The organism is Pseudomonas sp. JV414 (assembly GCF_032424305.1).
Taxonomy (GTDB): domain Bacteria; phylum Pseudomonadota; class Gammaproteobacteria; order Pseudomonadales; family Pseudomonadaceae; genus Aquipseudomonas; species Aquipseudomonas lini.
Map to the genome: position 1 here is coordinate 85578 of NZ_VYKC01000002.1, position 13709 is coordinate 99286.

Annotated in this window: 10 protein-coding genes; 5 read left to right on the plus strand and 5 right to left on the minus strand. The window is 58.2% G+C overall.

Features of this window, described 5'->3' with window-relative positions; all coding sequences use genetic code 11:
• Positions 1-20 precede the first annotated feature (20 nt).
• The 3 genes from F6R97_RS01465 to F6R97_RS01475 form a co-directional block, all read right to left on the minus strand.
• Positions 21-1646, minus strand: coding sequence for a methyl-accepting chemotaxis protein (locus tag F6R97_RS01465; RefSeq protein WP_038983209.1), 1626 nt, complete (start codon positions 1644-1646; stop codon positions 21-23).
• Positions 1647-1992: 346 nt separating this feature from the next.
• Positions 1993-3135: a glycerate kinase gene (locus tag F6R97_RS01470; protein ID WP_315865890.1), complete on the minus strand. Its 1143-nt coding sequence runs from the start codon at positions 3133-3135 to the stop codon at positions 1993-1995.
• Between the two features lie 275 nt (positions 3136-3410).
• The gene (locus F6R97_RS01475; protein WP_315865891.1) at positions 3411-4523 is read right to left on the minus strand and encodes a sugar diacid recognition domain-containing protein; all 1113 of its coding nucleotides are present in this window, start codon (positions 4521-4523) and stop codon (positions 3411-3413) included.
• 169 nt (positions 4524-4692) lie between these two features.
• On the opposite strand from F6R97_RS01475, the gene F6R97_RS01480 reads away from it, so the two are divergent.
• Positions 4693-6003, plus strand: a complete 1311-nt coding sequence (locus F6R97_RS01480; protein WP_315865892.1) for an MFS transporter — start codon at positions 4693-4695, stop codon at positions 6001-6003.
• 136 nt (positions 6004-6139) lie between these two features.
• Here F6R97_RS01480 and F6R97_RS01485 read toward each other — a convergent pair whose 3' ends face one another.
• Entirely contained in the window at positions 6140-6487 is a 348-nt protein-coding gene (locus F6R97_RS01485; RefSeq protein WP_315865893.1) for a DUF6124 family protein, read from the minus strand.
• A 531-nt stretch (positions 6488-7018) separates the two neighbouring features.
• Here F6R97_RS01485 and F6R97_RS01490 point away from each other — a divergent pair.
• From F6R97_RS01490 to rarD, 4 genes are all read left to right on the plus strand, one after another.
• The gene (locus tag F6R97_RS01490; protein ID WP_315865894.1) at positions 7019-9187 is read left to right on the plus strand and encodes a hypothetical protein; all 2169 of its coding nucleotides are present in this window, start codon (positions 7019-7021) and stop codon (positions 9185-9187) included.
• A 10-nt stretch (positions 9188-9197) separates the two neighbouring features.
• Positions 9198-10223 (plus strand): NAD(P)/FAD-dependent oxidoreductase, encoded by a 1026-nt coding sequence (locus F6R97_RS01495; protein ID WP_315866131.1) that lies wholly within the window; start codon positions 9198-9200, stop codon positions 10221-10223.
• A gap of 72 nt (positions 10224-10295) precedes the next feature.
• Positions 10296-11309, plus strand: coding sequence for an aldo/keto reductase (locus tag F6R97_RS01500; RefSeq protein WP_315865895.1), 1014 nt, complete (start codon positions 10296-10298; stop codon positions 11307-11309).
• Between the two features lie 204 nt (positions 11310-11513).
• The gene (rarD, locus tag F6R97_RS01505) at positions 11514-12401 is read left to right on the plus strand and encodes an EamA family transporter RarD (RefSeq protein WP_038983201.1); all 888 of its coding nucleotides are present in this window, start codon (positions 11514-11516) and stop codon (positions 12399-12401) included.
• 169 nt (positions 12402-12570) lie between these two features.
• Here rarD and hppD read toward each other — a convergent pair whose 3' ends face one another.
• The gene (gene hppD, locus F6R97_RS01510) at positions 12571-13647 is read right to left on the minus strand and encodes a 4-hydroxyphenylpyruvate dioxygenase (RefSeq protein WP_008012875.1); all 1077 of its coding nucleotides are present in this window, start codon (positions 13645-13647) and stop codon (positions 12571-12573) included.
• Positions 13648-13709: the final 62 nt, after the last annotated feature.

Below are 13709 nucleotides of genomic sequence, written 5' to 3' on the forward strand. Positions count from 1 at the left end.
GTTCCAGTTTCAACCCTATCTCAAATCACGAAACGCGCCACCATCGCGTTCAAATCAACCGCCAATCGCGACAATTCGTGGGTGGCGGCACTGGTCTGGTTGGCACCGGCGGCGGACTGAGTGGCCAGGTCGCGAATGTTCACCAGATTGCGGTCGACTTCACGGGACACCTGAGCCTGTTCTTCCGAGGCGCTGGCGATCACCAGGTTACGTTCGTTGATCAATTGAATCGATTGAGTGATCTGCTCCAGTGCGACACCCGCAGCGCGGGCCATTTCCAGGGTGCTTTGGGTGCGCTGATTGCTTTGCTGCATCGACGAGACCGCTTCGCCGGTGCCGTTCTGGATGCCGGCGACCATTTTCTCGATTTCCTGGGTCGATTGCGCGGTGCGATGAGCCAGCGCCCGAACCTCATCCGCCACCACCGCAAAGCCACGTCCGGCTTCACCGGCACGGGCGGCTTCGATCGCGGCGTTGAGGGCCAGCAGGTTGGTCTGTTCGGCAATGGCACGGATCACGTCCAGCACTTTACCGATGTCGCGGCCCTGAGCCGCCAGGCCTTCGATCATCAACGCCGTGTTTTGCACGTCGTGGGTCATGGTCTGGATCGCGTCGACGGTTTCCACCACTCGGTCACGACCTTCACGAGCGGCCTGAGTCGACTGGTTCGACGCTTCGGAGGTCGACACCGCGTTGCGCGCCACTTCTTCCACGGCGGCAGTCATTTCGTTGACGGCCGTGGCCGCCTGTTCGATTTCGTTGTTTTGCTGTTGCAGGCCACGGGACGCTTCTTGGGTCACGGTGCTGAGCTCTTCGGCGGCGGCGCCCAGTTGCGTCGCGGAGCCAGCGATCTGTTCGATGGTTTTGCGCAGGTTGGCCTGCATGGCGGACAAGGCACCGAGCAAACGCGCCGGTTCGTCGTTGCCGTCGACTTCGATGACCTTGCTCAGGTTGCCGCCGGCAATGGTTTCGGCCGCGAGCACCGCACGGTTCAGCGGCGTGAGGATGCTGCGGGTCAACAGCCAGGCCAGCAGCACGGTCAGCATCGAAGCCATCACCGCCACCGTCACGATGCCGATAAAGGCTTCGCTGTAGTGCTCGCCCGCCTTGGCCGACGCGGTTTTGGCATCGACGGCGTTGAGCGCTACCAGTTTGTTCAGTTGCTCGCCCATCTGATCGGTGCCTTCCTTGATCCGCGTATTGATCAGGGTGCGCATCTCATCGAGTTTGTTCTGTCGCGACAGCTCCAGCATCTGGCTCTGGGCCTGCATGTAGTTGTCGAGGGTTGTCGCAAAGGTTTTGTACAGCGCGGCTTCTTCAGGGCTGGCCGGCAAGGCGGCATAGCTTGTTTGGGCTGTGCGCACCTTGTCGACGAGCACGCCGATGCGGGTTTGGGCTTCCTGCAACGCCGCCGGATCACGGTTGACCAGTACGCGGAATGAGAGAATCCGCAGACGCAGGACATTTTCCGTCATGTTTCCCAGAAACCCGATGCTGGGCAACTGCGTTGCTTCCATGTCAACAGAGGCCTGGCGTATGACCGTCATGCGGTTCACGGCAAACACACCCAGCACGATCACCAGCAAGGCAATGAAGGCGAAACCCAGGAAAGCTCGAGGCGCGATTTTCAGATTACGCAATGACATAGGATGATCTCGGTAATTGAGGCGGCGAGCATCCTTGCGGTGATCACTGTTCGGGCGGGCGATGGCGCGCGCACCTTGCAGTTTGGCGCCACTGTTGTAGTTGGTTTGTGTGCGCCTATACGTTGTATCGGCCGGGGTTGAGGTTTTTTGCAGGGGGTTGGAGAAATATTTTCAAGGGAGGCAGGAGTGTTTCAGCGGTGAAACACTCGTTAGCTAAAGCGCAGAACCTGTGGGAGCGGGCTTGCTCGCGAAGGCGGCGGCACAGTCAACAATGATGTTGCCTGACACACCGCTTTCGCGAGCAAGCCCGCTCCCACATGGATTGCGTTTAACTGACTGGCATTGGTCAGGCCTTGCGGGCCGCCACCCGCCACACCCGCGCAATATCACGGGCGCGCTCACGCAACAATCGCGGCGCCTCGGCACAAGCCTGCTCCAATGTCATCGGTCCGCTGGCCAAGGCAAAGGCCGCATCGATGCCATGCTCGTACAGCGCCTGATACCCCTCGCCCAAGGTACCGGCGATGACGATGACCGGCACGCCGTGCTGCCGTGCAATGCGCGCCACGCCAAACGGGGTTTTGCCGCGCAACGTCTGGGCATCGAAACGACCTTCACCCGTAATCACCAGGTCGGCGCCTTTGACCGCCTCGGCCAAACCCACCAGTTCAGCGACCACTTCCACCCCGGCCTGGAACTGAGCACCGAGAAACGCCTTGGCGGCAAACCCCAATCCACCCGCCGCGCCGCTGCCCGGTTCGTCGCGCACGTCTTTGTCCAAGGCTTGCGCGCAGAGTTCGGCAAAGTGCCCGAGGGCTTGGTCCAGTTGCTCGACTTGTTCGGGCGACGCGCCTTTCTGCGGGCCGAAAATCGCTGAGGCCCCCTGAGGGCCGCACAGCGGGTTATTAACGTCGGCGGCGATGTCGAAGCGCACCTTGGCCAGGCGCGGATCGATCCCACTCAGATCGAGACGGGCCAATTGCGCCAGGGCCAGACCGCCCGGCACCAGAGTTTGACCCTGAGCGTCCAGCAGTTTCACGCCCAAAGCCTGCATTGCTCCGGCGCCGCCGTCGTTGGTGGCGCTGCCGCCAATCGCCAGGATCACCCGTTGCGCGCCGGCATCCAGCGCGGCGCGGATCAATTCACCGGTGCCGTAAGTGCTGCTGGTGCAGGCATCGCGCAGGTTCGGCGGAACCAGTTGCAGGCCACTGGCCTCGGCCATTTCGATGATTGCGGTGTGATTCTGTGGCAACCAGCCCCAGGCGGCATCGACCGTGGCGCCCAGCGGTCCGCGAACATGGGTACGACGCAGTTCGCCGTCGCACGCGGCCAGAATCGACTCGACCGTGCCTTCCCCACCGTCAGCCATCGGGCACTTGAGCAAGTGTGCGTCCGGCCAGACTTCCGCCAATCCCAACGCAATGGCCTCGGCCACACCTTGGGCACTCAGACTGTCCTTGAACGAATCGGGGGCGATGACGATTTTCATGCGAATTCTCCAGTTCCAATGCGTCCATGCTGCCAGCCGCCATGCACAATAACGCCGGTCCGCTGCACAAGCGGGCATGTGGATTATTGTTCATTTTCACAAAATCCACTGCCTACACACATTCTCAACGTAGGAGCTGCCGAAGGCTGCGATCTTTTGATCTTGCTCTTTTCGGGCTCACTGAAGAGCAAGATCAAAAGATCGCAGCCTTCGGCAGCTCCTACGGGGATTCGTGCGTATCCGTCGGTTTGGCGCAGGAGTTGGGTTCGTGTGTATCAATCGGTTTGGGGAAGGAGCTGGACCCCGAGGTAAAGCGCGAGCATTCCGTCCAGCTTTAGCGGGTCGACGCCGCTGAGTTCGGCAATCCGCTCCATGCGATAGCGCAAACTGTTGCGATGGATACCCAAGGCATCGGCGCAGGCTTGGCTCTGGCCGTCGTGTTCACACCAACTGCGCAGCGTCGCCAGCAATTGGCCGTTGCCATCCTTGGCGATGACTTTGCGTAGCGGGCGCAGCAGTTCATCCAGCGCATCGTCATTGCGGTGCCGCCAGAGCATCACCGGCAATCGATAACGGTTCAGCGTCAGCAAGCGCGAGTGCGGCAACACATCACGCCCGTAGGCCAGCAAATCACCGACCCGACGATAGCAACGGCGCAAGCCCGACAATCCATCGGCCTGCCCGCCCACGGCAATGCGCAAAATATTCCAGCCGAGGCCATCGAGCTTCTCCAGCAGCCGCTCGTTCTCGATCGCGGGTGTTGCCGGTCGGCACCACAGCAACGAGGAGTTTGCCGAGCTCACGCACCAACTGTCCGGATAACGCGACATCAACCAGGCGCTGAGCGCTTCGACGGTCTGGCCCGGGCCGTGTTCCATGCTCAACTCGAACAGATACGGCACTCGCGTCAATTGCGGTTTGAGCCCCAGTTGCTGCGCTTCGTCGAGCAACCGCGGCGAATCCCCCGCCTCGCTGAGCAGCAGCGCCAACAGATCATCGCAACGCTGGCGCCGCCATTGCTGCTCGGCCTGCTGATTGCGCTGGCCCACCAGCATCTCGGCGGTCATTCGCACCAGTTCGGCGTAAGTGCGCAATTGTTCAGGCTCGCCGGTAATGCCCAGCACACCAATCAAACGCTGATCGAGCAACAGCGGCAGGTTGATGCCCGGTTGCACGCCTTTGAGATGAATCGCAGTCTGCGCGTCGATCTCGACCACGCGCCCGTTGGCCAACACCAGTTGCGCGCCTTCGTGACGGGTGTTGATGCGCTCCGGTTCGCCGCTGCCAAGAATCAATCCCTGACTGTCCATGACATTGACGTTGTACGGCAGGATGGCCATCGCCCGGTCGACGATGTCCTGGGCCAGATCGTGATCGAGTTCGAACATAGCGCGGTTCCTTGAAAACGTGATGGAACGGGTTGTTCACCCGCACAGGCCTTGGTTGCAAACCCTGTGCTCAGGCACAAAGACAACCACCCAAGGGGTGGCCGAGACTCACTGGGCGATCAACGTTACCCTTGCGTCGCAAAAAATCATAATAAAGAGAGAGCCCGCCATGTCACAGAGCGCCGCAGCTACCCTGGCCACCGCTGACGACAAAAACGCCGTCTACAAACGCATTACCCTGCGTTTAATCCCCTTCATCTTCATCTGCTACCTGTTCAATTACCTCGACCGGGTGAATGTCGGGTTTGCCAAACTGCAGATGCTCGACGCGCTGAAATTCAGCGAAACCGTGTACGGCCTCGGCGCCGGGATCTTCTTCATCGGCTACGTACTCTGCGGCGTGCCGAGCAACCTGGCCCTGACCAAATTCGGCCCGCGACGCTGGATCGCGCTAATGATGATCACCTGGGGCACGCTGTCGACTTGCCTGCTATTCGTCACCACACCGACCGAGTTCTACACCCTGCGCCTGTTTACCGGTGCCGCCGAAGCCGGGTTCTTTCCGGGTGTGGTGCTCTACCTTTCACAGTGGTTCCCGACGTTCCGTCGTGGCCGCATCATGGCGTTGTTCATGTCGGCGATCCCGGTGTCCGGCCTGCTCGGCAGCCCGTTTTCCGGCTGGATTCTCACTCACTTTGCCGCAGGCCAGGGCGGTCTCGCCGGCTGGCAGTGGATGTTCCTGCTGCAAGGTATTCCGACCGTTATCCTCGGCGCCCTCGCCTACTTCCTGCTCAGCGACAGCTACGCCAACGCCAAGTGGCTGACCCCTTACGAGCGCTCGGTGCTTGAGGCCGATCATGCTGAAGACCTGGCCAGCAAACCGAAAACCTCTACTGATTCGCTGCTGGCGGTGTTCAAGAACCCGGCGATCTGGGCTTTCGGCCTGATTTATTTCTGCATCCAGAGCGGTGTTTACGCGATCAACTTCTGGTTGCCGTCGATCATCAAGAATCTGGGTTTCAGCGATAACCTGGTGATTGGTTGGCTCAGTGCGATTCCGTATCTGCTGGCGGCAGTGTTCATGTTGATGGTCGGTCGTTCGGCGGACCTGCGCAAAGAACGCCGCTGGCACTTGGTGGTGCCGATGCTGATGGGCGCGGTGGGTCTGTTGATTGCGGTGAACTTCGCCGCCAACCCGGCCATCGCCATTCTCGGTCTGACTATCGCCACTATGGGCGCCCTCACCGGCCTGCCGATGTTCTGGCCGGTGCCTACCGCAATGCTTAGCGCGGGTGCGGCTGCCGGTGGGTTGGCGTTGATTAACTCCATGGGGCAGATGGCGGGTTTTCTTAGTCCGTATCTGGTGGGTTGGGTCAAGGACAGCACCGGGTCGACCGATGCGGCGCTTTACCTGCTGGCAGGTGTGATTGTTTGTGGGAGTTTGCTGGCGTTGCGCATGACGCGGACGTTGCGGGTTTAAAAGGGCTAGATGATCGTTCCCACGCTCTGCGTGGGAATGCAGCCCGGGACGCTCTGCGTCCCTTTCGAGAGATGAAACGCGGAGCGTCCCTTGAGGCATTCCCACGCAGAGCGTGGGAACGATCACAGCGCTAGCCCTACGGGTCGAGGTTATCCAGCACTCGATTGACCGCTAGCTCTCCGTTCATCACGACCTGTTGAATCCCGAGCATCGTGCTGCGATAGGGTTCGCCCACCAATGCGGCGAAATCACTGAGCATCATGCTCGCCGATTTCATGGATTCGCAGGCGTGGGCCAGCAGGCTTTCCGAATCGACACCCGGTGCGACGATAAACATTTTGCTGGGTTTGCGGGCAGGTTCTTTGGAGGGCTTGAGGTAATGATCGAGGGCGCGGTCTGCGGCTTCGTGGAGTTTTTTTGAATCGAGGGATTCGTAGGGGGATGTCGGATCTGATTCCGGTGGATTGGGTGTTGGTTTGAACATAGATGAAACTCCTTACGCCATAAAAGAAGGAGCCATCACCCTCGCTACCAAACGAAGGGTGGCGGCCATGCGCAGGTTGGTAGACCGGGACGTAAGGAAACCGGCGCGCCCGAAAGCGCCCTGTGCATGACCACCATAAAGCAGAGTCGAATAAACGCTGCGAATCATGATGCTTATGCACCTTACGTCACCCGGGGCTACCAAACCCCATCGCTGTTTTTCAGCGACAGGGAAAACGATACAGCCCGGGCTCAAGGCGCACTAGCCGGCGGATTCTGGCGTAGTCGTAGGCAACGGCGCAAGGATGTGTAGCCTGAGTGAGTATCTGGAGGTGTCGATTAAACATCTCCGTTTAATCCTTAAAAAACGCTGCTTCGGCACCTTGCTCAATCACGCAGTATTACTCTTGCGCGTTCAACTTACTGAACTAAGCTGATCCATTACATCGCAAAGCTGTATCGGACCGGCTCGTTTACCTGCCTTCAAGCCCCGAGTTTGTGTAATCAAAATGCACGACAACAGGGGGCCACCATGAGTTTGCTCGAAGCCGTCGAAGGTGTCTGTGCACGCTTGGCGACCGATGAGGGTTGGCACGCACTTCTGTTGCGGCACGAACTCGATATCAAGGCCCGTCCGTTAGAAGCCGAGTTGAAAAGAACGTTGAGGGTGGACCGAACCGCTAAAGGCTTCGAAGATTTCTCTTTAAGCGGGCAACGTGGCATTGAAGCCAGAAACCCGTCTCGCAGTCTTTTATTCCATGCACTCGCCTCACCCAATGTCATCACCGACCCGAATGGCAAGGCGTTAGAGCTGTACCCGACCGCGGCCGAAATAGAAACGGTTTTAAATTATGTTTACGGCGTAGAACCGCCGTCTCTGACGGGTCTTCAACAACAGGCCGGGGAAGGAACAGCGCTGGCCATTGTTGTCTTTGCCGCTGAATACCGACCGAAACCAGATACGGTTCATCGAAAACATGCCGACCTGTGTTTCTCGCGTACAGGTATTGCTCGCACAGGTACCGCACCCGCCGTTTACGACCCGATGCGACGTGGTTTCCTGCCGTGGATGAAAAACGATCCGCAAGCGGTCTGCGTAACGCCGGCGCGCTATTACCCTTACATCGCGATGCAGAAAAAAGGCGATGAACATTCGTTCGGGCCGCAATCGTTTCAAACCAACGATGACGCACAGGATTTCTGGGTTCCCCTGCACAAACTGTTTGACGGCCCTGAATGCATTGCCGGCCTGGAGTTGGCAGTGGACATGGCGTTCTATCAAATCAATGAAAAACTCCGCCGATTTCACCTTAGGTTTCCCGACTCCGGCTGGCAGGAACCAGACATTTCACAACCACCGTTTGTCATCACCGATGATCTTGTTGAGTGGGCGAACGAACAGGCATACGGAAAAGGCCTGTTGACCCCCGTGCCCAAGACGAGGCTGGTGGAAAAAGCCACGTATGAAGGTAAGGACGTGTTCTTTTCCATTCCGCAAAACCCCAATTTTCGTGGATACATCATTAATCGACGCTATAAGCGGCGTGACGATGGATCGATCCATGATTTGAATTCAGAGCCTGACGTCGTGCAGATCGTTAAAGACGGCGAATATCAAGCCTTGCACTTTATCGACTTCACCGCCGAAGGTTGGGTTCGTGCCGCTTGCCCGCAACTGGAGACTGCCGGGATAAGCAATGCCGTGGCTTATTCACTGGTTGCCGCTCCTGATTTTTACCCTGAATACACTCAGCGCCAACTGCTGGAGTGGAGCAACCTTCAGGAATTTCCCCAGCCTTTTTTTGGCCAAAGCCTGAGAGTGCTTTCAAACACGCGAGCGGCTGGTAATCCCGACTTGCGGGGTGGACACTTCCAGCTCGAAGATAAAGGAATCACCGCCATTATCTCGCACCCTCTGAATGAAGCGGAGTCAGCCAGCGCTGATGCCGCGCCTGCACAACGGCAGACTTGGCTAGCGGACGCCGCGGCGGGAAGCTTGAGTCCGGGCTGGGAAATCAGTGGCCCCGGAGGTGGCGGGCCGCGCCCCCAGTCCTTATGCGCTTACGAACTAGGCAGCCCCTTCACTGAAGATGTCCGGATTTGCGCTTCGATAGGCGGCTATTGGCCCTCCATGTCGCCAGATAACTCAAGAGCTTTTGAACCCACTGCCAGCTGGGTTCCGATCATACCGTTGACGGATGAGGAAAGCGGCTCATGGGATGGCGTTAACGGCCCGCAACTGATTGAAGCTGGCGACGGTAAGCGGGTCGTGGAATACACCAACTACGCGTTCACCGACTATACGAAAAACGCCCTCGCCGGCTTGCTATCGGTACACCACCCGGCACAAACCACTGCCGAGGATTACCAGGCGCGTATCTTGTCCATGCACAACGCCTTCAAGTCTCTAGGCGCTGTTACACGAGCGGAAAAAGCACAGTGGTCCGTGTTGTCTTTCATGAAAATCACACGCCCCAATGTCGAACTGGAACAGGCCGAGTCAGAGACAGGGACTTGTTTGCAAGCGTCTGTTCATTTCTATCGAATCTATAAAAATGATAGAGCGACCACGACGACACCGGCGGACGACTTCACCAAGCGTCATGCCGAAATCCTTGAAATGGTTGATCTGTTTGTCAGCCCGACATTGCTCCTGATAAAGCGCGAGCAAGGTTCATGGCAGGCTACAGAGCTTGAGTAAGCATGATGTTGTGATCATCGGTGCCGGCCCGGCAGGCAGCGCCGCCGCGATTTTCTGCGCACAACATGGTTTGCGCGTGGCGTTACTTGAACAATCAGCCGTTTGCCGTGATCGGCCCGGTGAAACCCTGCCTCCCGGAATCGAACCGTTGCTGCAACAACTGGGTATAGCCCATGAGATTTTGCAGGGGAGTTTTATTCGGCATACCGGAAACTGGGTGCAATGGGGTACAGAACGTCATTTCAATGCTTTCGGTGGCGAGCCCGATAATCCATGGCGTGGCTTTCAAATCCCCCGGCGCCTGTTCGACAGTCTGTTACTCAGCCAGGCTCAGGCATCAGGTGTATCCGTCGTGCGACCTTGCCGCGCCAAAAAGGTCATCCGCAAAGACGACTCCGTGATCGGGGTAGAAACAGACAAAGGTGTTTTCCCTTGCTCGTACATGATTGACGCCAGCGGCGCCAATGGTTGGCTTGCGCGGCAATTGGCACTGGAACGTCTGGCGTTTTCACCGCGATTGCTCGCGATGTATGGTTATGCCCGGGGTACATCTGCTGTGTGTGATGAGACGCCCCATATCATTGCGGATAAAGATGGCTGGTACTGGATCGCGCAAATCGGCGCCGATTCGTACACCTGGACTCGCTTGAACTTCGACAGTCGTCAACCGACGAACAGACAACCACCGTCAGCGTTCGAGCAACTGCATGACTTCTCTAAAATACGAGGTGTGGATGTCACCTGGCGAGCCTGTCGCCATTGCGCCGGGGCCGGTTACTTCATGGTCGGCGATGCGGCCTCTGTAATTGATCCGGGAGCCTCTCATGGCGTGCTCAAGGCAATCATGTCCGGGATGATGGCCGCTCACGCGGTCGTCAACCTCCTGGATCACCCCGCCCGCCATCGCACGATCCAACAGCAGTACCGACATTGGCTGAACAGTTGGTTTGTGCGTGACATGGAAAAAATGCGTGAGCTGTACGCAGCCCATCAGGCGCCACCCCGTTGGTTGGCTGTCAGCCATGGACCTGCGTAGATAATTCAGATTGATACATGCAGCGCTTATAGTATTTGATTGACCCTTTCCCACCGGTAAAAGGATTTCATCATGAGCTATCGCACGCTGGGTCATTCGGGTTTACAGGTGTCGACCCTCACATTGGGCACCATGATGTTTGGCGAACAGACCAGCACCGAAGATTCCCTGCGGATCATCGACAAGGCCTGGGACCAGGGCATCAACTTCATCGACACCGCGGACGTGTACACCAACGGCCGCTCCGAAGAGATCGTCGGCGAAGCGATTGCCGGCAACCGCCACGAATGGGTTCTCGCCACCAAAGTCGGTTTCGGCCCGGTGGACGGTGTACCGAACCGCAGCGGCCTCAGCCGCAAGCACCTGTTCAACGGCATCGATGCCAGCCTGACGCGGTTGGGCACCGATTATCTGGACATCTATTACCTGCACCGCGAAGACCACGACACGCCGCTGGAAGTCACGGTATCGGCCATCGGCGATTTGATCCGCCAGGGCAAGGTTCGCTACTGGGGCCTGTCGAACTACCGTGGCTGGCGCATCGCTGAAGTGATTCGTGTGGCCGACAAACTCGGTGTCGACAGGCCGGTCATCAGCCAGCCGCTGTACAACATCGTCAACCGTCAGGCGGAAACCGAGCAGATCACCTCCGCGCAAAACTATGGCCTTGGCGTGGTGCCTTACAGTCCGTTGGCACGCGGTGTGCTCAGCGGCAAGTACGCGCCGGACGTGAAACCGGACGCCAACAGCCGCGCCGGCCGTCAGGACAAGCGCATCCTGGAAACCGAATGGCGGGTTGAGTCGCTGCGCATTGCCCAGCAGATCCAGGAATACACCCAGGACCGTGGCGTGGGCATCGTCGAGTTCGCGATTGCCTGGGTGCTGAACAATGGCGCCGTGACTTCTGCCATCGTCGGGCCTCGGACTGAGCAACAGTGGGATGCATACACCAAGGCGCAGGCGGTGAAGATCACGACTGAGGATGAGGCGTTTATTGATTCGCTGGTGACGCCGGGGCATGCGTCGACACCGGGGTTCAATGACGTGAGCCACTTTGTGTCAGGTCGTAAACCGCGCACGGCTTGAGATTTATCGCGAGCAGGCTCTCCCACAGGTTTTGTTCCTGTCTGCTGACTATGCTTTGGCTCAGATCCTGTGGGAGCTGGCTTGCCTGCGATAGCGATGCAACATTCAACCACAATGTTGGAAATATTGATCATGCGGCCAATATTCAGCACAAAAACCACGTATCCTGCGCGGTCCGTTTGACCGTCAACCCGCGAGGGCAGTTTGTCTAAAGGTATCGCTCTATCGGTTTCGGCCTCAGTGCTGTTTGCCGTCATGTATTACTACACCTCGTTGCTCTCCCCCTTGAGCGGCGTGGAGATCTTCGGCTGGCGGATGCTGCTGACCGCGCCGTGCATGACTGTGTTCATGGTGGTGTCCGGCGAATGGAAGCGCGTGGTCGAGCTTGTTCGGCGGCTGGCTGGCAAGCCGAAGCTGATTGTCGGGCTGATTGGCTCCGCAGTGCTGCTGGGCCTGCAACTCTGGTTGTTCATGTGGGCACCGCTCAACGGTTATAGCCTCGACGTGTCGCTTGGGTATTTCCTGTTGCCGCTGTCGATGGTCCTGACCGGGCGAATCGCCTATGGCGAGCGTCTTTCCTATCTGCAGAAAATAGCCGTGTTCTTCGCCAGCCTCGGCGTGCTCAACGAGCTGTATCAGGTCGGTGGTTTTTCCTGGGCGACCTTGCTGGTGGTGGTTGGCTATCCGATCTATTTCATCCTGCGCAAGCGCCTGGCCACGGACAACCTTGGCGGGCTGTGGCTGGACATGGCGTTGATGCTGCCGGTGGCGTTCTGGTTCGTGCAGGGCGGTGAACAAGGTTTTGGCGTGTTTGATCAACATCCGTGGCTGTCGCTGTTGATCCCGCTGCTCGGGGTGATCAGCGCTTCGGCGCTGGTGGTCTACATCATTGCCAGCCGACTGCTGCCGTTCAGCCTGTTCGGGTTGTTGAGTTACGTTGAGCCGGTGCTGTTGCTCGGCGTGGCGTTACTGCTGGGGGAAAGTATCAAGGCCGGCGAATGGCTGACCTATATTCCGATCTGGTTGGCGGTGCTGGTGTTGGTGTTTGAAGGGTTCAAACATCTGGTTCGGCAACGGCGCAGGCCGATGTAATTGTAGGAGCGAGGCTTGCCCGCGAAGCTTTTAGCGTCTTCAAGGTCCCCTTCGCGGGCAAGCCTCGCTCCCACGATGGTTTTGCGTGATCCGAAAATGGTTTTGCATGATCCAAAAGAAAGCCCGGCCAGCATTGCTGCTGACCGGGCTTTCTTACATCTGAAACGGGTTAATCAGTGGAGAGCACACCCCGACGAACCTGATCACGTTCGATCGATTCGAACAGCGCCTTGAAGTTGCCTTCGCCGAAACCATCGTCGCCTTTACGCTGGATGAATTCGAAGAACACCGGGCCCATCAGGGTTTCCGAGAAGATCTGCAGCAGCAGACGCTTGTCGCCCGACTCGGACGAACCGTCCAGCAAAATGCCCCGCGCTTGCAATTCGTTGACCGGCTCGCCGTGGTTCGGCAAACGGCCTTCGAGCATTTCGTAGTAGGTGTCTGGCGGCGGTGTCATGAAGCGCATGCCGATGCTTTTCAAGTGATCCCAGGTCTTGATCAGGTCATCGCTGAGGAAGGCAACGTGCTGGATGCCCTCGCCGTTGAACTGCATCAGGAACTCTTCGATCTGCCCGGCGCCCTTGGAGGACTCTTCGTTCAGCGGGATACGGATCATGCCGTCCGGCGCGGTCATGGCCTTGGAAGTCAGGCCGGTGTATTCGCCTTTGATGTCGAAGTAGCGGATTTCACGGAAGTTGAACAGCTTCTCGTAGAAGTTGGCCCAGTAGGCCATGCGACCGCGATACACGTTGTGGGTCAGGTGATCAATGATCTTCAGGCCGGCACCGACCGGGTTGCGATCCACGCCTTCGATGAATACGAAGTCGATGTCGTAGATCGAACTGCCTTCGCCGAAACGGTCGATCAGGTACAGCGGCGCGCCGCCGATGCCTTTGATCGCTGGCAGATGCAGTTCCATCGGACCGGTTTCGATGTGGATCGGTTGGGCACCGAGTTCCAGGGCACGCTTGTAGGCCTTTTGCGAATCCTTGACGCGGAACGCCATGCCGCATACCGACGGGCCATGCTCGGCCGCGAAGTACGACGCCACGCTGTTCGGTTCATTGTTGAGGATCAGGTTGATCGCGCCCTGGCGATACAGGTGCACGTCTTTGGAACGGTGCGTCGCGACCTTACTGAAGCCCATGATCTCGAAGATCGGCTCCAGGGTGTTAGGGGTCGGCGATGCGAATTCGATGAACTCAAAGCCCATCAGGCCCATTGGGTTTTCGTATAAATCTGCCATTTTGGCGCCTCATCATTTCTTATCAATTAACGGATCGTTAGTTGCTAGCAATGCTGAGATCG

Coding starts and splice junctions, on each gene's coding strand:
- F6R97_RS01465 (WP_038983209.1), bottom strand. CDS start 1,646: ATGTCATTGCGTAATCTGAAAATCGCGCCTCGAGCTTTCCTGGGTTTC.
- F6R97_RS01470 (WP_315865890.1), bottom strand. CDS start 3,135: ATGAAAATCGTCATCGCCCCCGATTCGTTCAAGGACAGTCTGAGTGCC.
- F6R97_RS01475 (WP_315865891.1), bottom strand. CDS start 4,523: ATGTTCGAACTCGATCACGATCTGGCCCAGGACATCGTCGACCGGGCG.
- F6R97_RS01480 (WP_315865892.1), top strand. CDS start 4,693: ATGTCACAGAGCGCCGCAGCTACCCTGGCCACCGCTGACGACAAAAAC.
- F6R97_RS01485 (WP_315865893.1), bottom strand. CDS start 6,487: ATGTTCAAACCAACACCCAATCCACCGGAATCAGATCCGACATCCCCC.
- F6R97_RS01490 (WP_315865894.1), top strand. CDS start 7,019: ATGAGTTTGCTCGAAGCCGTCGAAGGTGTCTGTGCACGCTTGGCGACC.
- F6R97_RS01500 (WP_315865895.1), top strand. CDS start 10,296: ATGAGCTATCGCACGCTGGGTCATTCGGGTTTACAGGTGTCGACCCTC.
- hppD (WP_008012875.1), bottom strand. CDS start 13,647: ATGGCAGATTTATACGAAAACCCAATGGGCCTGATGGGCTTTGAGTTC.